The organism is Bradyrhizobium sp. SEMIA (assembly GCF_014844175.1).
Taxonomy (GTDB): domain Bacteria; phylum Pseudomonadota; class Alphaproteobacteria; order Rhizobiales; family Xanthobacteraceae; genus Bradyrhizobium; species Bradyrhizobium arachidis.
In genome coordinates this window covers 5,907,998-5,929,931 of sequence record NZ_CP046601.1, presented here as the reverse complement: position 1 = coordinate 5,929,931, position 21,934 = coordinate 5,907,998, and the positions used below count along the sequence as shown (strand labels likewise).

Sequence of the window (21,934 nt, the reverse complement as noted above, 5' to 3'; positions counted from 1 at the left end):
ACCTGGCGAACGGGTATGTCGCCCGCGCATTAAACGGCAGAACGCAAGCCGCGCAAAGCGTTACGCTTTACCGCACTGCAATGTCGTGAAATTTTCCCGGCGCTGATCGGGACCGGCGCGGCTGCATGGCGCAGGGCTGCCCGCCAGATTGCGCCGCCGCTCCATCACATGAGGCCCGCATGCACCGCACCCGATTGATCCTCTCTGCGCTTTTCTTCCTCGTCCTCCCGGTGGCCACTTCGCCGGCTGGCGCCGAGGCCGCCATTGGCGTCGCCATGGACGATTTCAGCTATACCGATACGTCGGCCGAGCCGGCGAACCAGACCGCCGCCCACGAGCGGCGGCTGTCGGCATTCATGGCAGCGCTCAGGCGGGACATCGGCGCGGACGGCCGTTATCGGCTGGCGCCGTCGGCCCAGGACGGCGCGGCGTTCAAGGTGATCGGCGGCATCCAGAAGACCAGCACGCTGGTGCAATGGGCCAAGGTCGCCGTGATCGACGTCGGCGCCAAAAAGCTGGTGATGGACAAGCTCTACACTTTTCGCGGCGACAATGATGAATCATGGGAGCGCGCCGAGATTTTTGTCTCGCGCGAGGTGATGGCCGCACTCGCCACGCCCGCGCCGGTCGCGCTTGCGGTGTTCGATTTCGAGCTGGAGGACACGACCGCCGCATCAGCGGGCGCGTCAGCCGCGTCGGATGCGTCGTACCTCGCCGAAGTCACGGCCGGCGTGCGCGAGGTGCTCAGTCAATCCGGCCGCTATCGCATCGTCGAGATTGGCGGCGAGGCGGCCAAGGCGCACGCCTTGCGCGATTGCAACGGTTGCGAGGCATCGATCGCGCAGAAGCTCGGCGCGGATCAGTCGCTGATCGGCGTGGTGCGGCGGGTCAGCCGCACCGAATATACCCTGGGCTTCCAGGTCCGCGATGCCAGGACCGGCGCGGTGCTGGCGCGCGGGGATAGCGGTCTGCGCATGGGCGCGGACTATTCGTGGAAACGAGGGGCCGTTCGGCTCGTGAGCGAAAGCCTGGTCGAGAGCCAGTAGCTTAGAAGGTTAGTTGTACCTTCATCGATTGCGAGCGGTCGCTGGCGAGCTCGAAGGCGGCGACCGCGTTCTCGAACGGCATGGTCGCCGTGATCAGCGGCTTGACGTCGATCAGGCCGTCGCCCATCAGCCGCACCGCCAGCTCGAACTCGGGATCGAAGCGGAAGGTGCCGCGGAGCTGCAATTCCTTGGCGACGATGGTGTTGATCGGCAGCGTCATCTCGCCGCCGAGGCCGAGCTGCACCAGCGTCGCGCCGGGCCTGAGCACGTCAAGCGCGGTGCGCAGCGCGGCCTGATTGCCCGAGGCCTCGAACAGCGTGTCGAACACGCCCTTGCCGGTGCGCCAGGGATCGAGCGCGGCGGCATTGCTCGCGACGTTGATCGCGTGCGTGGCGCCGAGCTTTTTCGCGACCACCAGCGGTGCATCGGCCACATCCGTCACCACGATCTCGGATGCGCCGCCGAAGCGCGAGACCAGGATCATCAGGGCGCCATCGGGCGCAGCGGTGATCAGCACGCGCTTGCCGAGGAGGGGGCCGGCCTGCTTGCCGGCATGCAGGCACACCGCGAGCGGCTCGGCGACCGCAGCTTCCGCCAGCGACAGCTTGTCGGAGATCGGCACGGCCTGGGTCGCGTCGACCGTGATGAACTCGCGAAAGCCGCCCTGCACATGGGGAAAGCGCATCGCGCTGCCGAGGAAACGCATGTCGAGGCATTGGTTGCGCATGCCCTCCTGGCAATGCAGGCACGCCCCGCACGGCTTGCTCGGATTGACCGCGACGCGGGTGCCTGCCTTCACGCTGGTGACGCCGTCGCCCACCGCCGCAACCACGCCGGCGATCTCATGCCCCAGCGCCATCGGCTGCTGGATGCGTACGACGCCGAAACCGCCGTGATGGTAGTAGTGCAGATCGGAGCCGCAGATGCCGCCATTGGCGATCTTGACGCGGACCTCGCCCGGGCCGGGCTCCGCGTCGGGATAGCTGTCGATCCGGAGGTCTTTTGGGGCGTGAATGACGACGGCGCGCATGGTCTCGTTCCCTTGTTCGCGATCACATCGCGGCGATCATGCCGCCATCGACATAGATGATCTGGCCGTTGACATAGGTGGATGCGTCTGAGGCGAGGAAGATCGCGGCGCCGACCAGCTCATCCGGCTTGCCCCAGCGTTTTGACGGGATGCGGCCCATCAGCCAGTTGTTGAAGTCGGCGTTGTTGACCAGCGCCTCGTTCATGTCGGTGAGCATGTAGCCGGGGCCGATCGCGTTGGCCTGGATGCCGTGCTGGGCCCATTCCACCGCCATCGAGCGGGTCAGGTTCTTGATGCCGCCCTTGGCGGCCGTGTAGGGCGCGATGGTCGGGCGCGCGAGCTCGCTGCCGAGCGAGCCGATGTTGATGATCTTGCCGTGCTTGCGCGGGATCATGCGCTTGGCCGCCTCACGGCCGATCACGAAGGCGCTGGTCAGGTTGGTCTCGATCACCTTGCGCCATTCATCGGTGGTGAATTCCACCAGCGGCTTGCGGTGCTGGATGCCGGCATTGTTGACGACGATGTCGACGGCGAGGCCTTGTCTGTCGAAGTCGTTGAAGGCGGCGACGATGGCGGGCTCGTCGGTGACGTTGAAGGCCGCGCCTTCGGCCTGATGCCCGGCAGCGCGGAATTCGGCGACGGCCTGCTCGACGCGCTTGGCATCGACGCCGTTGACGATGATCTTCGCGCCAGCCTTGGCCATGCCCTCGGCGATGGCGCGGCCGAGTCCGCGCGAGGAGCCGGTCACGAGTGCGGTGCGGCCGGAGAGGTCGAACAGGGCGGTGCTCATCTCAAAATTCCTCAGACGTTGGAGCGGCGCACGGTGAGATCGGTGCGGTCAAAGACGGCGGGCAGGAGATCGACGCCAAGGCCGGGTCCTTCCATCGGGAAGACATAGCCGTCCTTGATGGTGGGCATGGTGGTGACGAGCTCATTGTACCAGCCCTTGTAGAAGGCGCGCACGGATTCCTGGATCAAGGTGTTGGGCTGGCTGAACGACATGTGGATGGCGGCGATGAAGCCGATCGGGCCGATGCAGTCGTGCGGCGCGAAGGGGCGGTGATAGGTCTCGGCCATGGCCGCGATCTTGCGGCCCTCGGTGAGGCCGCCGGTCCAGCACAGGTCCGCCATCACGACATGCATGGCGTCGCGGTCGAGCATGTCCTTGTAGGGGAAGCGCGAGCCGAGCGTCTCGCTGGCGCAGACCCAGACGTCGGTCGAGCGGGCATATTCGGCCAGCGCCTGCGGCGAGTTCATGCGGATCGGGTCTTCGTACCAGGTCGGCTTGTAGGGCTCGAGCGCGCGCGCGATCTGTTTGGCGGTCGGCAGATTCCACAGCGAGTGGAGCTCGACCATGATCTCCATCTTGTCGCCGACGGCCTTGCGGATCTTCTCGAACGGCTCGATCGCCTGCTTCATCTGGGCTGCGGTGATGTAGAGGCCCTTGTTCTCCTGAGCCGCCGGATCGAACGGCCAGATCTTCATCGCGGAGATGCCGCTTTCAAGCAGGCTCGCGGCGAGCGCATCGGCGTGGTTCATGAAGCCGTCGAGGTCTTCATAGGGACCCTTGGACGCCCCGAGATTCCAGTTGGCGACCGGGCTGATATTGGTGGAGCGGACATATTGGGTGCCGGCGCAGGTGTTGTAGATGCGCTGCTTGTCGCGGCAGAGGCCGCCGAGCATCTGGTGAACCGGCTGATTGCAGACCTTGCCGAACAGGTCCCACAGCGCGATGTCGATCGCTGACGCCGCACGATATTCGACGCCGGTCGAGGACTGCGCCATCGGCAGGTTCAGCATGTCGCGATGGATCGCCTCGATGTGCAGGGGATTGCGGCCGAGCAGGCGGCCCGCGAACGTGTCGTGGATCTGCGCTTCGACGGCGCCTGCGCCATAGAAGGTCTCGCCGAGACCGATCACGCCCGCATCCGTGTGGATGCGTACCCAGATGACGTTGGAGAATTCCTCGGTGCGCAGCGTCTCGATCGACGTGATCTTCACGGCCATTGTCCTCCCATCGAAAGGCGCCTCGCGCCTGACTTCTCATTTTGCGTTGCAACATGTTGCAGGTCGCGCGGAAGTCTTACGCCTGCTTGTAATATATCACAACATGTTTTAAGGGTGCCACAAATAAGGCGCCGCCCGACAACGAGAGCGCGGACCTGACGGGAGAGGACGACATGGCACGGCGCAAGCGCGCGCTCGAGGTGGTGAGAAACGACGACGACGGCGAGGGCAAGCCCTCGCGACGCAATCGGCTCAACTTCTTCGAGCTCGCCTATCAGAAGATCGAAGAGCTCCTTGTTCATTGCGAGCTCAAGCCCGGACAATTCATGACGATGCTGGAATTGCAGCAGATCACCGGCTTCGGGCGCACGCCGGTGCATCACGCCGTCAATCGTCTGTCCGCCGACACGCTCATCATCATCCGTCCACGCCACGGCCTGCACATCGCGCCGATCGATCTTGCGCGCGAGCACATGCTGCTGGCCTTGCGCCGCGACATGGAGCGTTTTGTCATTCGCCTCGCGGCGGATCGCGCCAGCCTTTCCCACCGCAATCAGGCGCTGCACATTGAGCGGCTGCTGCGTGAACGTCGCGCAACTTTGACCCTCGACGAGTTCAACAGCCTCGACCGCCGTATCGACGCGCTGGTGCTGGAGGCCGCCGGCGAGCCGTTCCTGGTGCACACGCTGCGGCCGCTGCACACGCTCTACCGCCGCATCGGCTACATCCACCACCGCTTCATGCCAGGGCAGGCCGATCTGTCAGGAACGATCGATCATCACCTCGGTATTCTAAACGCAGTCGCGAACCGCCGCGCCGAGGATGCCGTCAAGGCGAGCGATGCACTGATCGACTACATGGGCTCCATGTTCACGGGCATGGAGGCGGGGATCGATCCGCGCCTGCTCGATTGCAGCATCGAGCCGCTGCTCGGCACGTAAAGAGTTCAGAAGAAAGGAAGAAGAATGTCAACGATGGCCATGCCACAACCGACCGCGAGCGAAGCCGCGGTCCGCTACCTCATCACGAACTACAGTCCCAAGGGTAACAAGGTCGGCTGGCTGATGATGGCCTCGATCCTGGTCGAGGCCTGGGACCTCTATTCGATCGCCTTCGTGCTGATCTTCATCCGCGAGCAGTACAATCCCGACCCGCTGATGCTCGGTCTTGCCGCAGCGGGCACGCAGGGCGGCGCGCTGATCGGTGCGCTGCTCGGCGGCTGGCTGTCCGACAAGATCGGCCGCCGCGTCATGTTCCTGGTCACGATGGTGCTGTTCATCGTGCTGGCGCTGGCGCAGGCCTTCGTGCCGAACGTTACGTGGCTCGTCGTGATCCGCTTCCTGCTCGGCATCCCGCTCGGTTCGGACATCTCGACCGGCTACACCTACATCATGGAATCCATGGCCAAGGGTGAGCGCGAGGTCATGGGCAACCGCTGGCAGTTCATGTTCGCCGTCGGCGAGGTGCTGACCATCGGCGTCATCGTGATCTTCCTCTTGATCGACATGCAGCACGAGATGCTGTGGCGCGTGACGCTCGGCCTCGGCGCGGTGCCGGCGCTGATCATCCTGATCATGCGCCATGATGTGCCGGAGACGGCGGTCTGGCTGGTGCAGAAGGGACGCTACCGCGAGGCCAAGCAGGTCGCGCGCGAGATGTTCAACGACAATCTCGACATGCTGCCGGATCACGACGTGGAAGTGCCGAAGGTCTCGACCCGCGCCTTCCTCGCCGACCTCAAGAAGGATCCGATCCGCTGGCGCGCCACGCTGTACGGATGGATCGCCTGCTTCGCGCAAGGCAGCGAGTTCTCGACCTTCGCGTTCTATCTGCCGGTGCTGTTCGTGATGGTCGGCGTGTCGAGCGTGCTCGGCAACAACCTCGTCACGATGGCGCTGTTCTGCTTCGCCGCACTGTCCGGCTGGGTCGGCCCGCTCCTGACGCCGAAGATCGGCCATCGTGGCATCGCGATCGCCGGGTTCGGCATCGTGCTGGCCTCGCTGCTGGTGGCGGCGTTCGCGCTCTATACCGACAACAAGATGCTGCTGCCGTTCGCGGCGGCTGCCATGCTGTGGGGCCATTACTGGGACGCATCGAACTGCATGACCATCCCGACCATGGTCGCCAAGCCGAAATATCGCGGCACCGCGAGCGGCTTCGCCTACATGTTCGTGAAGCTGCCGTCGTTCCTGGCGATCTTCCTGTTCCCGTCGCTGTTCGCAGCGATCGGGCAGGCCAATGCCACGCTGTTCGTTGCGATCTTCCCGCTGATCGGATTGCTCGCCGCAATCTTCATCCTGCCGGAAGTCTACGGCTACGAGAACGACTGAGGATGCTCGTCACCCGGTCGCGGCCTCATGGCCGCGATCGGGCCTTCCTTGCTACGGGCTCAGGAAAACGGGATTGATCCCGGCGCCGTGCCCGAGCAGGCCGACCGCCTGAAGCTGGGCACTGTGCAGGTCGATCTCCACGATCGCGAACAGGGCCAGCAGCACCACCACCGAGAAGATCAGCAACGGGTGCGACGACCCGTCTTTCGCGGGAGAGCTCTGAAGCGAGCGGCGCAGGGAGAAGCTCTGCGGCAATGCCTTCGATTGAATTTGCATGATCGACCTCCTTGCCGCGGCTCATGAGCTGCGCGGCAAGATGAAGTATAGGCCGGGCATTACCGCCCACATTGATGCGCCGCAAAGTCTCGCGCGGTTAATGGATCGCCGCTGCCAGTGCTGCGATCAGGGCCGGCGGGGTTACCAGCATGCCGAGCTTGAGGAAGGGCCAGGCGCCGACCTCGATCTTCTCGCGGCGCAGCGCCACCAGCCACAGGATGGTGGCGAGCGAACCGGTGATCGAGAAATTCGGCCCGAGGTCGACGCCGATCAGGATGGCGCTGACGACCGATGTGGGCAGATGATCGGCGGCCACGATCGACCCGGCGACAAGGCCGACGGGAAGATTGTTGGCGATGTTGTCGGCGATCGCGGTGGCGATGCCGACGCTCCAGGCGGCTTTCGGCACGGATTGGGCGACGGCCTGATGCAGCAGCGCGCTGAGCTGTCCGATCACGCCGGTCTTGATCAGCGCCTCCACCATCACGAACAGCCCGCCGACCAGCGGCAGCACGCTCCAGGACACGTGCTTCAGCACCGGCACGGGCGATTGACGGCTGAGCAGCAGGACGAGGCCGGTCGTCACGGCGCCGCAGATGAAGGTCGGCAGGCCAAGCTGCTTGTCGAGCGCGGAGGCCGTGATCAGCACGACGCCGATTGCGGCAATGCCGATCGCGGTCAGCTTGCCGCCGCGGCTGAGCACCTTGTGCGGCACGCGGCGCTCGATGCTCTCCTCCTTCAGCGCGCGATGCTGGGTGAGGCGCAGTACGATATAGGTCAGCACGATCGAGGCGAGCGAGGGCAGGGCGAATTGACGCAGCCATTCGGTCAGATGCGGCATGCGCGAGCCGAACACCACGAGATTGGCGGGGTTCGAGATCGGCAGCACGAAGCTTGCGGCGTTTGCAATGAAGGCGCAGACGAAAAGATAGGGCAGCGGCTTTGCGCCGGCCGCACGCGTTGCGGCATAGACCGCCGGCGTCAGCACGATCGCGGTCGCGTCGTTCGACAAGAGCACCGTGACCAGCGTGCCGACAAGGTAGATCAGTAAAAACAGCCGCTGCGGCGAGCCGTCTGCATACTCCACCGCGAGCGCGGCAAGGTAATCGAACAGGCCTTCGAGCCGTGCGAGCTCGGCAATCAGCATCATGCCGATCAGGAAGAGATAGACGTCGATGCCCTTTTCGATGCCGGTCAGCGCGTCCTGCCAGGGCAGGAAGCCGAGCAGCACCAGCGCCCCGGCGCCGATCACGGCCCAGATCGCCTCGGGCAAGCGGAACGGGCGGATAATGACGCACGCGGTCGCGGCGACGATGATGCTCCAGGCCCAGATGGCGTCAGACGGCACGTTCAGTCCTTGAGGTGGAATGGATTCATTTGGCAGCGATAGCGGAAGCCGGCCTTGCTGTCTTCCCCTGCGGGCGCGGACCGCCATCTGCGATTTGCCGCGTCTCGGGCAAGGCAAGGAAGCAGACCACGGCACCGATTGCGGCGACCGCGCCGAGCGTGATGAAGGCCGCACTGTAGCCCGCGCCAACCACAACGAGGCCAGCTAGCGTCGTCGACAGAGCCGCGCCAATGCTCTGGGCGGTGATGACCGCGCCCTGCGCGACGTTGAAGCGGCCGGTGTTGCGCATGAGGTCGGCAACGATGACCGGGAAGATCGGGCCAAAGATGCCGGCGCCGACGCCGTCGAGCAGTTGGACGCCGACCAGCCAGAACGGGTTGTCCGAGAGCGTATAGAGCGCCCCCCGAATGGGGAGGATCAGAAGCGCGGCGAGGAAGAAGCGCTTGTGGCCCCAGCGGTCGGCCCGAGCGCCGACCAGCATCGCAAACGGCACCATCACGACTTGTGCGGCAACGATACAAGCCGACATCAGGCTGGTGCCGATGTTCTTATCCTGGAGCGCCAGTTTCTGTCCGACCAGCGGCAGCATCGCCGCGTTGGAGAGATGGAAGAGCAGGACGCAGATCGCGAAGACGAGGAGAGGGCGACAGGTGAGCAGTACCGCGAGGCCCGAAGGCTGTTCGCGCTGGGTCTCCGTGTCGGCATCGTGTAGCCCGCGGGCCAGATCATGGTCGATGGCGCCGGCGGGGATCGCGAGGATGCTGACGAGGCTCGCGATTGCCATTGCGCCGAGAAGGTAGAAGACGACCGTCGGGCCGAACCAGTAGGCGGAGAGGCCCGCCAGTCCGGCCGCGACCGCGTTGCCGGCGTGGTTGAAAGTTTCATTGCGGCCAATGCGCCGGGTGAGGACGGCATGACCAAAAATGCCGAGCGAGACGGCCGCGATTGCCGGCGGAAACACCACGGCGGCGGCCTGCGCGATGCCTTGCGAGATCGCGACCGGCAGGAAGGCGGGAAACAGCGGCAGCGACAGGGACGCGAGCGTGACCATGATGGCGGCGATGACCATCACCAGCCGCTTCGCCCGCGTCGCGTCGACCAGCGCGCCGGCGGGCGTCTGCGCTACGATGCCAGCAATGGTCGCAATCGACATCACGAGGCCAATGCGCGCCTCGTCCCAGTGCTGCTCGGTGAGGAGATAGACGGCGAGATAGGGCCCGAGCCCGTCGCGGACGTCGGCAAGGAAGAAGTTCGCCGCATCCAACGCGCGGCCAGCCTGCCTTGCCTGATCGGGTTTTTCGCTCGACATCGGTCTCTCGATCGAGGCTCGGAATCGCTCCGGCAGAAACCGATGTCACGCCAGCTTTGTTCCCGGACCTAAAGCTTCACGGCCAGCAGTACCGCGCCGGCGCCGATCATGGTGATCCCGATCCAGCCCTGCGCGGTCGGCCGCTCGCCGAGGAAGGCGAACGCGAACAGGGCCACCAGGACGACGCTGAGCTTGTCGATTGGTGCGACCAACGTCGCGGGACCGAGCTTCAGGGCCCGGAAGTAACAGAGCCACGAGGCCCCGGTCGCGAGCCCTGATAGCACCAGGAACAGCCATGTCCTCGACGAAACCGCCGAGGGCACGGCGAATTGGCCGGTGAAGAACAGCAGCACCGAGAAGGCGAGCAGCACCACGACGGTGCGGATGAAGGTGGCGAGGTCCGGATTGATGTTCTCGACGCCGACCTTGGCGAAGATTGCGGTCAGCGCGGCAAAGCAGGCGGAGAGGAGCGCCCAGGTCTGCCAGGCGGAGAGGAGGGCGGGTTTCATTGGGGGGCCGATGAAGTTTTGCGAGGTGATGGGGTGGAAGGTGCTAGCCAAACACTCCGCTGTCGTGCCGGACAAGCGAAGCGCAGACCCGGACCCATACCGCGGAATCTTTCTTGGGGCACATGCGTCGTCGTTTTTCGCCAAACACAATCCTGTGGCTATGGGTCCCGGATCGGCGCGCGCTTGAGGCGCGCTTGTCCGGGCGACAGCGTTTTGCCTGGCGTACATTCACCTTGCCACCGACAGCTTCTCGGTGATCGCCTTGCGCAGGATGCGCGAGAGCGATTCCACCGAATACGGCTTCTGGATCAGCTCGAAACCGCGATGGGCGTTCTCAGCGAGCACATTGCTGTAGCCGCTGGTGAGCACCACCGGCAGGCCCGGATAGCGCTCACGGATCACGCCGGCGAGCTCGACACCGTTCATGCCGGGCATGATGACGTCGGAGAACACGAGGTCGACGGCGAATTCGTTCTCGCCGAGGATCGACAGCGCGGCATTGGCGTTGGCGACGCGGCGGACGACATAGCCGAGGTCTTCCAAAAGCTCGGTCGAGAACTGGCCGACATCGTCATTGTCCTCGACCACGAGCACGCGGTAGCCACGCCCCGTGGTTGCGGCCTCGCTGGTCAGCGCTGCAGCTTCCTTCTCGGCGGTCGGCGACTGCGCCTGCGGCAGGTAGATGGTGAAGGTCGCGCCCTTGCCTTGCGTGCTCATCACCGCGATGTCGCCTTCCGACTGCTTGGCGAAGCCGAACGCCTGGCTGAGGCCGAGCCCGGTGCCCTTGCCGACCTCCTTGGTGGTGAAGAACGGCTCGAAGATGGCGTCGATGTTTTCGGGCGCAATGCCGCTTCCGGTGTCGGCTACCGAGATCGCGACATAGTCGCCGCTGCGCGCCGATTGCCCGCGCAGGCTCGGAATCCCGGAGACCTTGCGCACCGCGATGGTGAGACGGCCTTCGCCCTCCATGGCGTCGCGGGCGTTGATGGCGAGATTGATCAGCGCGGTCTCGAACTGCGCGATGTCGGCGACTGTGAAGCAGTCGGCATCGTCGATCTCGACGGCAATCTCGATCCGGCCGCCGACCAGCGGCCGCACCAGCTGCGCCACGCCCTCCACCTGGCTGCCGACGTTGAAGATCTGCGGCTTGAGCGGCTGCCTTCGTGCAAAGGCCAGGAGCTGTGCGGTCAGCTTGGAGGCGCGCTCGACGGTGTCGGAGATGGCATCGACGTAGCGGCGGCGGCGTTCCTCCGGCAGCTCGCGCCGGCGCAGGAAGTCGGTGGCCGAACGGATGATGGTGAGGAGGTTGTTGAAGTCGTGCGCGACGCCGCCGGTGAGCTGGCCGATCGCCTCCATCTTCTGCGACTGCCGCAGCGCTTCCTCGCCGCGGCGGCGGTCGGTGATGTCGACGGCTTCGGGCACCGCGCCGGTGATGTTGCCGTGGCGGTCGAGCACGGGACGCATGCTGAATTCGAAATCGCGATCGCCGATGGGCAGGCGCAATCGCATCTCCATCCGCACGGCTTCGCCGCGAAGCACGGTGTCGAAGGCCTCACGGACCACGGCGCTCATGCCGTGGGTCCCGGTGAACCACGGCGTTTCCCACAGCAGCTTGCCGATCACGTCCGTGGAGCCCGCCTTGATGCCGTCGAGTGCGGTGTTGTTCGCGTAGAGCAGTTCCCCCCTGAGATTGACCAGGCCCTGATACTGGTTGCTGGTCTCCAGGATCGCGCGCAGCCGCGCTTCGTTGGATTCGAGCTCGGCGGTGCGCTCGACGATGCGCTCTTCCAGCGTCTCGTTGAGCCGGCGCAGCTCGATCTCGGCCTGCTTGGCGACGGTAATGTCGTGGGCGACGCCGATGAAGCCGATATGCTTGCCGGTCGGATCCCAGCGCGGCTGCGATTCCGAACGCAGCCAGCGCCATTCGCCGCTGGCATTCTTGTAGCGCGCCTCCAGCACGAACGGCTTCAACGAGGCTTCGCCTTGCACCGATTGCTGCAGCACATGCGGCAGGTCGTCCGGATGCAGCACCTTGCGCCAGTCGAAGGCGATGGCCTGATCGTAGGGCAGGCCGACGAAGTCGACATAGGCCTGATTGGCGAAGGAGCGTGTACGGTCGAGCTTGGTGACCCAGATCGGCACCGGCGCGCTGTCGGCAATCAGCCGGAAGCGCTCCTCGCTCTCGCGCAGCGTCTCGCGCGCCAGCGCCTGGTCGGTGATGTCGATATGGGCGCCGACAAGGCGGATCGCGCGACCGTCGCGGTCGCGTTCGATCTTAGCGACGACGCGGATCCAGCGGGTCTCGCCGTCGCGGGGGCGGATGATGCGGTACTCGGCCGTGTAGTCCTCGCTGGTCCCTGCCAGCGCATCGAAGAAATGCTTGACGGTCGCATCGCGGTCGTCGGGATGGATGCGATTGACCCAGTCCTCGTGCGTCTCGTCGGCGGCCTCAGGGGGCAGGCCATGGATCATCAGGTATTCGGGCGAGCGGCGGTTCCGAAAACCCTCGCGGAAGTCGACCTCGAGGCCGCCGACCTTGCCGATGCGCTGGATGCGCGCCAGCTCAGCCTCGCGCTCCTGAAGCGCACGATAGGCTTCATCGCGCTCGCGCGCGATGTCTTCGAGGTGCTGGCGCAGCCTTTCGGCAGCAAGGGTCTCGGGCGTATTGTCGTTCAAGGCGTCGGCCGTTGTGATGCAAGAGCGCGCGTGCCGGGCCGATATTCACACAGACAAAGCGTGATAGCCATTGCTCAAAGAGGAATAAGTCGGAAAGTCGTCATCAAATGGATAGCGGTGGGTATGCACCAAACGCCGGCGCTGGCAATTTGTTCCGAGGACTGGAACGATCGGCCCGCCGAGGCGTCTTTGCGGAGCGCCACAACTCTCATTCATAAAACTCCCTTTCCCAAGAGGCTAAATCTTGAAGCTCTTTGTCTGTCAGGACTGCGGCAACGTCCTCTATTTCGAGAACCGCGCCTGCGAACGCTGCGGCCATCGGGTCGCCTTTCAGCCGGAGAGGGAGACGATGTCGGCGATCGAGCCGGACGGGGACGGCTGGAAGGTACTGGCCGACAAGGGCGAAAGCCGCATGCTCTGCAGCAATGCCGACTACGACGCCTGCAACTGGCTGACGGATGCGGACGATACCACCGGCTTCTGCCGCGCCTGCCGCCACAACGGCATCGTGCCTGACCTCTCCGATCCGGCGCAGCTTGCTCGCTGGCGTGAACTGGAAATCGCAAAACACCGGCTGTTCTATTCCCTAATCCGCTGGAAGCTGCCGCTTCAGACCCGGCAGGAAAACCCCGAGCACGGGTTGATCTTCAACTTCCTCGCCGACGATCCGAACAGCGGGCAGAAGGTTATGACCGGCCACGACAATGGCCTGATCACGATCGCGCTCACCGAGGCCGATGACATCGAGCGCGAGCGGCGGCGGCTGGAGATGGGCGAGCCGTACCGCACGCTGCTCGGGCATTTCCGCCACGAGGTCGGCCATTATTTCTGGGACGTGCTGGTGCGCGACGGCGGCAAGCTCGAGGAATGCCGCGCGGTGTTCGGCGATGATTCCGCCGATTACGGTGAGGCGCTGCAGCGCCATTATGCCGAAGGCGCGCCGGCGGACTGGCAGCAGAACTACGTCTCGGCCTATGCCACCACGCATCCGTGGGAAGACTTCGCGGAGACCTGGGCGCATTACCTCCATATCGTCGACACCCTGGAGATGGCCGCCGAGTTCGGTATGGAGGTGCGCCCCAAGGTCGACCGCGACGGGGAGTTGACGGCGCGCATCCGCTTCAACCCCTACGAGGTCAGGGACGTCCAGGCGCTCATCGACGCATGGCTGCCCTTCACCTTCGCCATGAACAGCGTCAATCGCGCCATGGGCCTGCGCGACCTCTATCCCTTCATCCTGTCGTCCGCCGTGGTCGCCAAACTGGGCTTCATTCAGAGCCTCGTCCGGGGCGTGGCCAAGGCCGGCAGGCCGTAGGCGGCCCCAGGGGGCGCGTCCCGACCGTTTCGGTCTTGCGCTGGTACGCCAGAGGGGCCGGATTTAGACCGTTGCCTCCGGCTCATTTTAATGTACCACGGGAGCCACACGGCCCGTTTCCATAGGCTGCAACGGCCAGGGAAGGGGTCCCGCCCAAGGTCGAGACTCAAGAAAAGCATGTTCAAACGCATTCTGATCGCCAATCGCGGCGAAATCGCCTGCCGGGTCATCAAGACCGCGCGCCGCATGGGAATTCAGACGGTCGCGGTCTATTCCGAGGCCGACCGCGACGCCCTCCATGTCGAGATGGCCGACGAGGCCGTGTTGATCGGCCCGCCCGCGGCGGCCGAGAGCTATCTGGTGATCGAGAAGATCGTCGAGGCCTGCCGCAAGACCGGCGCGGAAGCCGTGCATCCCGGCTATGGCTTCCTGTCCGAGCGCGAGGCATTTCCGCGCGCGCTGGAAGCCGCCGGCATCGTCTTCATCGGTCCCAACCCGGGCGCGATCGCGGCGATGGGCGACAAGATCGAATCCAAGAAGGCGGCCGCGAAGGCCAAGGTCTCCACCGTGCCGGGCTATCTCGGCGTCATCGAGGACGACAAGGACGCGGTGCGCATCGCCGACGAGATCGGCTATCCCGTGATGATCAAGGCCTCCGCCGGCGGCGGCGGCAAGGGCATGCGCATCGCGCATTCCAAGGCCGAGGTCTCCGAAGGTTTCAACCTCGCCAAGGCCGAGGCCAAGGCTTCGTTCGGCGACGACCGCGTCTTCGTCGAAAAGTTCATCGTCGATCCCCGCCACATCGAGATCCAGGTGCTGGGCGACAAGCACGGCAACGTGATCTATCTCGGCGAGCGCGAATGCTCGATCCAGCGCCGCAACCAGAAGGTCATCGAGGAGGCGCCGTCGCCGCTGCTCGACGAAGCCACGCGCCGCAAGATGGGCGAGCAGGCGGTCGCGCTGGCGAAAGCCGTGAATTACGATTCCGCCGGCACAGTCGAGTTCGTCGCGGGGCAGGACAAGAGCTTCTACTTCCTGGAGATGAACACGCGCCTCCAGGTCGAGCATCCCGTCACCGAGCTCGTCACCGGCATCGATCTCGTCGAGCAGATGATCCGCGTGGCCGCCGGCGAGAAGCTCGCGATCACGCAGAAGGACGTCACGCTGACGGGGTGGGCCGTTGAGTCGCGGCTCTATGCGGAAGACCCCTTCCGCAACTTCCTGCCCTCGATCGGGCGCCTCGTGAAATACCGCCCCCCGGCGGAAGCCAGCCAGGACGGCATCATTATCCGCAACGACACCGGCGTGCAGGAGGGCGGCGAGATCTCGATCCACTACGATCCGATGATTGCGAAGCTCGTCACGCATGCGCCCTCGCGCGCGGCCGCGATCGAGGCGCAAGCGACAGCGCTCGACTCGTTCTATGTCGACGGCATCAGGCACAACATTCCGTTCCTGTCGGCGCTGATGCATCATCCGCGCTGGCGCGAGGGACGCTTGTCGACCGGCTTCATCGCCGAGGAATTCCCCAAGGGCTTTGCGGTGCGCGTGCCCGAAGGCGAGGTCGCCCGGCGGATGGCTGCGGTCGGCGCCGCCATTGATCACGTGCTCGGGGAGCGCAAGCGGCAGATCTCCGGCCAGATGGGCGGCCGGGTCGTGCAGCGCGAGCGCCGCCGCGCGGTCTGGCTCGATCGCCAGGAGATCCTGCTCGAGGTCGGCCGCGAGGGCGAGGCCATCGCGATCCGCTTCATCGATGCCGAGGGCAAGGCCGGCAACGTCCATCTGCTGCAATCGCCGTGGAAGCCGGGCGATCCGGTCTGGCAGGGCACCATCGACGGCCATTTCGTGGCGGTGCAGGCGCGCCCAATCCCCAACGGCATCCGCCTTGCGCATCAGGGCGTCGAGGTTCCGGTCTATGTCTGGACCGAAGCGGAAGCTGCCTCCGCCCGGCTGATGCCGGTGACGACGGCATCCGACAGCGGCAAGAAGCTGCTGTGTCCGATGCCCGGCCTCGTCGTCTCCATCGCGGTGATCGAGGGGCAGGAGGTCAAGGCCGGCGAGACGCTCGCCGTGGTCGAAGCCATGAAGATGCAGAACGTGCTGCGCGCCGAGCAGGACGGCACCGTGAAGAAGATCCACGCCAGCGCCGGCGCGACGCTCGCGGTGGACGCGCTGATTTTGGAGTTTGCGTAAGCGCTCCGGCGCACGACAGTCGACCCTCACCTTGAGGAAACGCGCTCAAGGGCGCGCTCCTCAGGATGACGATTTTGGAGTGAGGCACCCATGGCCTTTCGTTCCCGCCGCGAGAAGCTGCGCTCGATCCTCTCAGGCTCGGCCTGCGTCCATCCCGGCTCGGTCTATGACGCGATCTCGATCCGCATCGCCGAGGATCTCGGCTTTCCACTCGGCATGTTCGGCGGTTCGGTCGCCTCGCTCGCGGTGCTCGGCGACCCCGATGTCACGCTGATCACGCTCACCGAGCTCGCCGAGCAGATGCGGCGGATGTCGCGCGCCTCCGCGCTGCCGGTGCTGGTCGATGCCGATCACGGCTACGGCAATGCGCTCAATGTGCGCCGTACGGTGCAGGAACTGGAGACCGCGGGCGCCGCCGGCCTCACCATCGAGGACACGCTGCTGCCGGCCGCCTTTGGCGAGACCAAGACGCAGCTGATTTCGCTGGAGGAGGGCGTCGGCAAGATGAAGGCCGCACTGGATGGCCGCAGCGATGCCTCGCTGGTCATCATGGGGCGCACCGGAGCTGCCTCGATCACCTCGCTCGACGATGCGATCCGCCGTGCGCAGGCCTATGAGGCTGCCGGCGTCGATGCGCTGTTCTTCACCGGCATCAAGTCGCGCGCGGAGCTGGAGGCGATTACGGCTGCGACGCGCCTGCCGATCGTGCTCGGCGGCGCGCCCGAGGACTTGAACGCGACCGATTATCTCGCCGGCCAGCGCGTGCGCATCGCGCTCCAGGGGCACGCGCCGATCGCGGCGGCGACGCAGGCCGTCTACGAGACGCAGAAGGCGCTGCGCGAGGGCACGGCACCGAAGGCACTCAAGGGGTTGCCGTCAGCAGAACTGACCAATCGCGTCATGCGCGACGCCGAGGTAAAAGCGCGCAGCGCCGATCTTCTCGGACTGAAAAAATGAGCCGGGCGATCCTCCAGGTCATGATCCGCGGGCGTGTGCAGGGCGTCGGCTATCGCGCCTGGGTCGAGTACCAAGCCACCGCCAGCGGCCTCGATGGCTGGGTCCGCAACCGTCGCGACGGCAGCGTGGAAGCGCTGTTCGCCGGCACGCCGAAGCACGTCGCCGACATGGTCGCGCTGTGCCGGCATGGACCGCCGTCGGCGCGTGTGGACAGCGTGACGAGTGAGACCGCGAGTGCGGACGAGCTGAACCTGCGCGGGGCAGGGGAGAAGTTCTCGGTGTTGCCGACGGTGTAGGCGATCTCACAAGAGGTCGTCATGCCCGGGCTTGTCCCGGGCATCCACGTTCTTCGTGCAGCGGGGCCAGGCGTGGATGGCCGGGACAAGCCCGGCCATGACGGCGTCGAGGTGGGAAAGTGAACAGTCACCGCGGCAGCTTCGAAATCGCCTCGCTCAGCTCGTGGATCTCGTACGGCTTGCGCAGGATCGGGAAATCGCCGCGCACGCCGGAGGCGACGTCGCTGTAGCCGGTGGCGAGCAGGACCGGCAGGCCGGGGCGGATCTGGCGCAGACGATGGGCGAGGCTGAGCCCGTCCATCTTGCCAGGCATCACGATATCAGAGAACACGAAGTCAACCCTGTTCTTCTCGATCTCGCGCAAGGCGGCTTCGGCATCGGCGACGCGCCGTACCTGGTAGCCGAGCTGCTCCAAAAGGCCGATGCTGACGAGGGCGACGTCCGGATTGTCCTCGACCAGCAACACGGTGCCGCTGCCGCGGAACGACGCACTTCCCGTGGTCTCGCGCGCTGGCGCCCCTTCCCCGCGCGGCAGGAGGATGGTGAAGGTCGTACCCTTGCCGAGTTCGCTTGCGACCTTCACCGTGCCGCCGGCCTGATGGGCAAAGCCGTGCACCTGGGACAGGCCGAGGCCAGTGCCCTTGCCGATCGGCTTGGTCGTGAAGAACGGCTCGAAAATCTTGTCGAGAACGTCCGAGGGAATGCCGAGCCCGGTGTCGGCGATGTCGATCGCGACGAATTCGCCGGCGAGGGTCGCCTCATCCAGCACGACGTTGCGCGCACGGATCGTCACCGTGCCGCCGTCGGGCATCGCGTCGCGGGCATTGATGACGAGGTTGAGCAACGCGGTCTCGAGTTCCGAGACGTCGGCCTTGATCGGCCAGACGTCGCGGCTGACTTCGAAGGCCAGGCGCACGGAGCTGCCCACGCCGGCATCGAGCACCTCGCGGATCGCCGAGATGCGGTCGGCGAAATCGATCGCCTGCGGATTGACGCTCTGCCGCCGCGCGAAGGTGAGGAGCTGGTTGGTCAGCGCCGCGCCACGCTTGGTGGCGGTCTCGATGGCCGAGATCGCGCGCTTGAGCTTGGCCTCGTCGTCGGCGCCCCGCTTCAGCACGTGGAGGCTGCCGCTGATGATCATCAGGAGGTTGTTGAAGTCGTGGGCGACCCCGCCGGTGAGCTGGCCCAGCGCATCGAACTTCTGGGACTCGGCGAGCTGCTTCTGCATCGCCTCGAGCTTGAGCTGCGTGTTGCGGCGCTCGGTGATGTCGCGCGTGATCTTGGCGAAGCCGACCAGCTCGCCATCCTCGTAGATCGGATCGATCACGACGCTGGCCCAGAAGAACGTGCCGTCCTTGCGGACGCGCCAGCCTTCTTCCTCGTAGCGGCCCTTTTCCCTGGCGATGCCGAGCGCACGGGCGGGCTTGCCGTTGGCGCGGTCGGGCTCGGTATAGAAGCGGGAAAAATGCTGGCCGAGGATCTCCCAGGGCGAATAGCCCTTGATGCGCTCGCCGCCGATATTCCAGCTGGTGATGATCCCATTGGGATCCAGCATGTACAGGGCGTAGTCCGCGACTCCTTCAACCAACAGCCGGAAACTGCGCTCGCTCTCGAACAAGTCTCTCTGCTGACTGAACTTTTCGACCATTCGGGGACCCTGCCTGAACCCGGGCAAACGTCACAGGCAGCGAATTGTTCCCGTGCCTGGGATATTTTTAGGCAAATCTCGCGGACGGTATGCAGCGATATCAGCGGCCTGACGCACTTGACAATCAATCGTGCCCATCAGATATTTCTGTCATGACAGAAATAACCGGAAAGAAGAAACTCCCTGCCGCCGTCGAGCGCTTCATCCTGCATTGGGGCGACATGGGGGACGGGTGGGGTGTCAATCGCTCGGTCAGCCAGATCCACGGGCTGCTCTATCTGGCCGAGGCGCCGATGACGGCCGAGGACATCGCCGACACGCTCGGCATGGCGCGGTCCAATGTCTCCAACTCGCTCAAGGAGCTGCTCGCCTGGAACCTGATCCGGCGGGTGCCGATCCTCGGCGACCGCCGCGACCATTACGAGGCCGAGACCGACATCTGGGAGGTCGCGGCCCGCATCGCGGCGCGGCGCAAGGAGCGGGAGATCGATCCGGCCATCGTCGCGCTCAGGGCCTGCGTGTCCGATGCTACGGATGATCCGACCATCAGTCCGGTCGCGAGCAAACGGCTGAAGGAGATGCTCGCCTTCACCGAGCTCGCCGATCACTGGTTCATGCAGATGCTGAAGGTGCCGCGGCCGCGGCTGGTCGCCTTGATGCGGCTCGGCGAGAAGATCGCCAACCTGCTGCCGCTGGGCAAGGCCAAATAGTATTGAGGTGAGGAGGTTGCGATGACGTCGGCGAGATTATCGGGCTCCAACGTACCAACCTCCGCTCACACCAAACTGCTCGACGACCGCCGCTTCCGTACCCTGCTGTCAGACGAGGATTGGGGCCGCCTGCCGCTCGCGACCTGGCGGCGCTTCTCCAAGCGCGTCGCTGACGGCGACAGCGTGGTCTATGTCGGTGTCGTCGACGAGGTCGCCTTCAGCGACATCGGCTGGTGGTTCGCACAGGTCGCGCGCCTGATCGGCGGGCCGCTGCCCACGGGGCGCGACACCGGCGTGCCCATGATCGTGACGGTTACCGAGGACGGCGCGACCGGCGGCCAGACCTGGACCCGCATCTGCGCGCGTAAGCGCGGCTTCCCGCAGGTGATCCATTCGGCGAAACGCTTCGCGGCCCGACCGGGCTCGAGGAGTATGTCGGCTTCGGCGTCTCGATGGCGCTCCGTATCGCGGTCGAGGGACAGGCGCTGACGTTCCGCAGCGCCGGCTACGGGCTCCAGCTCGGGCGGCTATGGATCCCGCTGCCGCAATGGCTCACGCCGGGTGACCTGACCGTGACGCACAGCGATCTCGGCGAGGGGGCGTTCCGCTTCACCCTCGATGTCATTCATCCGCGTTACGGCGCGCTGATCCACCAGTCCGCCGTGTTCAGGGAGGCCGTGTCATGACCCCGCTCTTGTGGACGCTCATCGCCATCCAGATCGTGATGGGCGTGTTCGACACCTTCTATCACCACGAATTCACCGAGCGCCTGGCCTGGCGTCCGTCGCAGCGCTTCGAGCTGAAACTGCATGGAATCCGCAACATGCTCTATGCGCTCTTGTTTCTGGTGCTCGGCTGGCTCGAGGTCTACGGCGCGCTGGCGCTGCTGATCATCGTGGTGCTGGTCGCCGAGATCGTCATCACGCTGATGGATTTCGTCGAGGAGGATCTGAGCCGGAAGCTGCCGCCGAGCGAGCGCATCAATCACACGCTGCTCGCGATCAACTACGGCGCCATCCTGGTGCTGCTGCTGCCGGTGCTGATCGACTGGGCGATGCAGCCGTTCGGCGTGACGGTGGTCTATCAGGGCCTGCTCAGCATCGCCGCGACCGCCTGCGCGGCGGGTGCGTCGCTCTGCGGCATCAGGGATTTTGCGGCGATGCGCCGGCTCGGCCGCATGCGAAGCGTTCCCGCGGAAGGACTTGTCGAGAAGCTCCCGGGCCGCAGGACAGTGCTGATCACCGGCGCGACGGGTTTCATCGGCAGCCGCCTTGCGGCGAGCCTCAGCGGAGCAGGGCATCACGTCATAGCGCTGATCCGCAACCCCGCCAAGGCCGAGATGTTGCCGCCGCCGGTCACGCTGATCACCAGCCTCGATCAGCTTGCCGCGAACACGCCAATCGACGCCATCGTCAATCTCGCGGGAGAGCCGATCGGCAACGGCCTGTGGACCGAAGCGAAGCGCGCGAAGATCATCGGCTCCCGCGTCGACATGACCGGTGAAGTCATAAAATTGATCGCGCGGCTCGAGCGCAAGCCCGAGGTGCTCGTCAGCGGCTCCGCGATCGGCTGGTACGGCTTGTGGGCCGACCAGGTGCTGACGGAGTCGGCCAAGTCGCACGCCTGCTTCAGCCACGAGCTGTGCGCGGCCTGGGAGAAGGCGGCGCGGCCGGCGGAGGAGCTTGGCGTTCGCGTGGTGTACTTGCGCATCGGCCTCGTGCTTGGCACCGAGGGCGGCTTCATCACCCGCATGTTGACGCCATTCGAGTTCGGCCTCGGCGGCCCGCTCGGCACCGGGCGGCAGTGGATGTCCTGGATCGAGCGCGACGATTTGATCCGGCTGATCGCCTATGTGGTGGCGACCCCCGATCTTGCAGGGCCCGTCAACGCCACCGCGCCGATCCCCGTCACCAACGCGAAGTTCACCGAGGAACTCGGGCGCGGTTGCACCGGCCCGCCATATTCCGCATCCCCGGCGGCCTGTTGCGCCGGATCGGCGGCGGCTTTGCCGACGAGCTTCTGCTCGGCGGCCAGCGCGTGCTGCCGAACAAAGCGCTGAGCCGCGGCTTTGTCTTCCGGCATGAGACGCTGCGGAGTGCGTTCGAGGCGATCTTGTGAGGTGATGTTATGGCTTGCACTGCATGCCCTCGTGCTCTGGACGGCTGGTTTCGTGGATGCCTGGCGGCGACCGCGACATTGGGGGCGTTGCCAGTCCTCGCCGCAATTCTATCTCTTCCAGATCGAGGCTTTCCCGAGGGCCTGGCTCCCATCGTCCCCCTGGTCT

At 65.4% G+C, this 21,934-nt stretch carries 18 protein-coding genes and 2 pseudogenes; 10 read left to right on the top strand and 10 right to left on the bottom strand.

Annotation, left to right across the window (positions count from 1 at the left end; genetic code table 11):
• The first annotated feature begins 179 nt into the window (after positions 1-179).
• Entirely contained in the window at positions 180-1,046 is an 867-nt protein-coding gene (locus tag FOM02_RS28820) for a DUF3280 domain-containing protein (RefSeq protein WP_027559803.1), read from the top strand.
• Between the two features lies 1 nt (position 1,047).
• Here FOM02_RS28820 and FOM02_RS28815 read toward each other — a convergent pair whose 3' ends face one another.
• Genes FOM02_RS28815 through FOM02_RS28800 form a run of 4 tightly spaced genes read right to left on the bottom strand, consistent with a single transcriptional unit; the run spans position 1,048 to position 4,385 of the window.
• Positions 1,048-2,076, bottom strand: a complete 1,029-nt coding sequence (locus FOM02_RS28815; RefSeq protein WP_265440323.1) for an L-idonate 5-dehydrogenase — start codon at positions 2,074-2,076, stop codon at positions 1,048-1,050.
• 22 nt (positions 2,077-2,098) lie between these two features.
• A complete protein-coding gene (locus tag FOM02_RS28810) occupies positions 2,099-2,866 on the bottom strand; it encodes a glucose 1-dehydrogenase (RefSeq protein WP_027559801.1) in 768 nt (255 codons plus the stop codon).
• Positions 2,867-2,877: 11 nt separating this feature from the next.
• Positions 2,878-4,077 (bottom strand): mandelate racemase/muconate lactonizing enzyme family protein, encoded by a 1,200-nt coding sequence (locus tag FOM02_RS28805; protein WP_027559800.1) that lies wholly within the window; start codon positions 4,075-4,077, stop codon positions 2,878-2,880.
• Entirely contained in the window at positions 4,074-4,385 is a 312-nt protein-coding gene (locus FOM02_RS28800; protein WP_231164057.1) for a hypothetical protein, read from the bottom strand. Before FOM02_RS28800 ends, FOM02_RS28805 begins: the two co-directional genes overlap by 4 nt.
• A gap of 24 nt (positions 4,386-4,409) precedes the next feature.
• On the opposite strand from FOM02_RS28800, the gene FOM02_RS28795 reads away from it, so the two are divergent.
• Together FOM02_RS28795 and FOM02_RS28790 are read left to right on the top strand one after the other, a co-directional pair.
• Positions 4,410-5,024, top strand: a complete 615-nt coding sequence (locus FOM02_RS28795; RefSeq protein ID WP_231164056.1) for a GntR family transcriptional regulator — start codon at positions 4,410-4,412, stop codon at positions 5,022-5,024.
• A 24-nt stretch (positions 5,025-5,048) separates the two neighbouring features.
• Positions 5,049-6,413 carry an MFS transporter gene (locus FOM02_RS28790; protein WP_027559798.1) on the top strand — a complete coding sequence of 455 codons (1,365 nt, stop codon included), beginning with the start codon at positions 5,049-5,051 and terminating at the stop codon, positions 6,411-6,413.
• 51 nt (positions 6,414-6,464) lie between these two features.
• Here FOM02_RS28790 and FOM02_RS28785 read toward each other — a convergent pair whose 3' ends face one another.
• The 5 genes from FOM02_RS28785 to FOM02_RS28765 form a co-directional block, all read right to left on the bottom strand.
• Entirely contained in the window at positions 6,465-6,689 is a 225-nt protein-coding gene (locus FOM02_RS28785) for a hypothetical protein (protein ID WP_027559797.1), read from the bottom strand.
• A gap of 97 nt (positions 6,690-6,786) precedes the next feature.
• Positions 6,787-8,037, bottom strand: coding sequence for an arsenic transporter (locus FOM02_RS28780; protein WP_027559796.1), 1,251 nt, complete (start codon positions 8,035-8,037; stop codon positions 6,787-6,789).
• A gap of 25 nt (positions 8,038-8,062) precedes the next feature.
• On the bottom strand, positions 8,063-9,346 hold the full coding sequence (locus FOM02_RS28775; protein WP_027559795.1) for an MFS transporter: 1,284 nt from the start codon (positions 9,344-9,346) through the stop codon (positions 8,063-8,065).
• Positions 9,347-9,414: 68 nt separating this feature from the next.
• On the bottom strand, positions 9,415-9,855 hold the full coding sequence (locus tag FOM02_RS28770) for an EamA family transporter (RefSeq protein ID WP_027559794.1): 441 nt from the start codon (positions 9,853-9,855) through the stop codon (positions 9,415-9,417).
• Positions 9,856-10,083: 228 nt separating this feature from the next.
• Positions 10,084-12,549 (bottom strand): PAS domain S-box protein, encoded by a 2,466-nt coding sequence (locus tag FOM02_RS28765; RefSeq protein ID WP_027559793.1) that lies wholly within the window; start codon positions 12,547-12,549, stop codon positions 10,084-10,086.
• Between the two features lie 226 nt (positions 12,550-12,775).
• Between FOM02_RS28765 and FOM02_RS28760 the strand changes: the two genes are divergently transcribed.
• The 4 genes from FOM02_RS28760 to FOM02_RS28745 all read left to right on the top strand — a co-directional run bounded on the left by FOM02_RS28760 (position 12,776) and on the right by FOM02_RS28745 (position 17,292).
• On the top strand, positions 12,776-13,846 hold the full coding sequence (locus tag FOM02_RS28760) for a zinc-binding metallopeptidase family protein (protein ID WP_027559792.1): 1,071 nt from the start codon (positions 12,776-12,778) through the stop codon (positions 13,844-13,846).
• 177 nt (positions 13,847-14,023) lie between these two features.
• Positions 14,024-16,039, top strand: coding sequence for an acetyl-CoA carboxylase biotin carboxylase subunit (locus FOM02_RS28755; protein ID WP_027559791.1), 2,016 nt, complete (start codon positions 14,024-14,026; stop codon positions 16,037-16,039).
• Positions 16,040-16,129: 90 nt separating this feature from the next.
• On the top strand, positions 16,130-16,996 hold the full coding sequence (locus tag FOM02_RS28750; protein WP_027559790.1) for an isocitrate lyase/PEP mutase family protein: 867 nt from the start codon (positions 16,130-16,132) through the stop codon (positions 16,994-16,996).
• Positions 16,993-17,292, top strand: coding sequence for an acylphosphatase (locus FOM02_RS28745; RefSeq protein WP_027559789.1), 300 nt, complete (start codon positions 16,993-16,995; stop codon positions 17,290-17,292). Before FOM02_RS28750 ends, FOM02_RS28745 begins: the two co-directional genes overlap by 4 nt.
• 127 nt (positions 17,293-17,419) lie before the next feature.
• On the opposite strand, the gene FOM02_RS28740 is transcribed toward FOM02_RS28745, so the two are convergent.
• The gene (locus tag FOM02_RS28740; protein WP_027559788.1) at positions 17,420-18,940 is read right to left on the bottom strand and encodes a PAS domain-containing sensor histidine kinase; all 1,521 of its coding nucleotides are present in this window, start codon (positions 18,938-18,940) and stop codon (positions 17,420-17,422) included.
• 152 nt (positions 18,941-19,092) lie between these two features.
• On the opposite strand from FOM02_RS28740, the gene FOM02_RS28735 reads away from it, so the two are divergent.
• The 3 genes and pseudogenes from FOM02_RS28735 to FOM02_RS28725 all read left to right on the top strand — a co-directional run bounded on the left by FOM02_RS28735 (position 19,093) and on the right by FOM02_RS28725 (position 21,768).
• The gene (locus FOM02_RS28735) at positions 19,093-19,650 is read left to right on the top strand and encodes a GbsR/MarR family transcriptional regulator (RefSeq protein ID WP_027559787.1); all 558 of its coding nucleotides are present in this window, start codon (positions 19,093-19,095) and stop codon (positions 19,648-19,650) included.
• Positions 19,651-19,671: 21 nt separating this feature from the next.
• A pseudogene (locus tag FOM02_RS28730) lies at positions 19,672-20,336 on the top strand (DUF4166 domain-containing protein).
• A pseudogene (locus tag FOM02_RS28725) lies at positions 20,333-21,768 on the top strand (TIGR01777 family oxidoreductase). Before FOM02_RS28730 ends, FOM02_RS28725 begins: the two co-directional pseudogenes overlap by 4 nt.
• Positions 21,769-21,934: the final 166 nt, after the last annotated feature.

Coding starts and splice junctions, on each gene's coding strand:
- FOM02_RS28820 (WP_027559803.1), top strand. CDS start 180: ATGCACCGCACCCGATTGATCCTCTCTGCGCTTTTCTTCCTCGTCCTC.
- FOM02_RS28815 (WP_265440323.1), bottom strand. CDS start 2,076: ATGCGCGCCGTCGTCATTCACGCCCCAAAAGACCTCCGGATCGACAGC.
- FOM02_RS28810 (WP_027559801.1), bottom strand. CDS start 2,866: ATGAGCACCGCCCTGTTCGACCTCTCCGGCCGCACCGCACTCGTGACC.
- FOM02_RS28800 (WP_231164057.1), bottom strand. CDS start 4,385: ATGAACAAGGAGCTCTTCGATCTTCTGATAGGCGAGCTCGAAGAAGTT.
- FOM02_RS28795 (WP_231164056.1), top strand. CDS start 4,410: ATGACGATGCTGGAATTGCAGCAGATCACCGGCTTCGGGCGCACGCCG.
- FOM02_RS28790 (WP_027559798.1), top strand. CDS start 5,049: ATGTCAACGATGGCCATGCCACAACCGACCGCGAGCGAAGCCGCGGTC.
- FOM02_RS28785 (WP_027559797.1), bottom strand. CDS start 6,689: ATGCAAATTCAATCGAAGGCATTGCCGCAGAGCTTCTCCCTGCGCCGC.
- FOM02_RS28775 (WP_027559795.1), bottom strand. CDS start 9,346: ATGTCGAGCGAAAAACCCGATCAGGCAAGGCAGGCTGGCCGCGCGTTG.
- FOM02_RS28770 (WP_027559794.1), bottom strand. CDS start 9,855: ATGAAACCCGCCCTCCTCTCCGCCTGGCAGACCTGGGCGCTCCTCTCC.
- FOM02_RS28755 (WP_027559791.1), top strand. CDS start 14,024: ATGTTCAAACGCATTCTGATCGCCAATCGCGGCGAAATCGCCTGCCGG.
- FOM02_RS28750 (WP_027559790.1), top strand. CDS start 16,130: ATGGCCTTTCGTTCCCGCCGCGAGAAGCTGCGCTCGATCCTCTCAGGC.
- FOM02_RS28745 (WP_027559789.1), top strand. CDS start 16,993: ATGAGCCGGGCGATCCTCCAGGTCATGATCCGCGGGCGTGTGCAGGGC.
- FOM02_RS28740 (WP_027559788.1), bottom strand. CDS start 18,940: ATGGTCGAAAAGTTCAGTCAGCAGAGAGACTTGTTCGAGAGCGAGCGC.
- FOM02_RS28735 (WP_027559787.1), top strand. CDS start 19,093: ATGACAGAAATAACCGGAAAGAAGAAACTCCCTGCCGCCGTCGAGCGC.